This window comes from Arthrobacter sp. E3 (genome assembly GCF_017353415.1).
Taxonomy (GTDB): domain Bacteria; phylum Actinomycetota; class Actinomycetes; order Actinomycetales; family Micrococcaceae; genus Specibacter.
Window position 1 is genome coordinate 1 of sequence record NZ_JAFMPX010000147.1, and the last position, 255, is coordinate 255.

General features: G+C 61.6%; 1 protein-coding gene. It reads right to left on the minus strand.

The genetic code is table 11. The features are described from left to right. Nucleotides 1-255 (minus strand): hypothetical protein (locus JMA46_RS17705; RefSeq protein WP_207346514.1); only part of this gene is annotated, 255 nt, incomplete at both ends.

Sequence of the window (255 nt, forward strand, 5' to 3'; positions counted from 1 at the left end):
CGACGACGGAGTGTGAGTCGATTTTGAAGTAGCGTCGTGCTGCTGCTCGGGTGTCGGAGAAGCCGAAGCCGTCGGCGCCGAGGGTCGCGAAGTCGTTGGGCAGGAATTGGCGTACCTGGTCCGGGACTGCTTTCATGTAGTCGGTGACGGCGATGACCGGTCCTTGTGCATCAGCCATTTTTTGGGTGATGTACGGGGTGCGGACGGGGTTTTCGGGGTGGAGGAACGCTTCTTCTTCCGCGGCGAGTCCGTCGC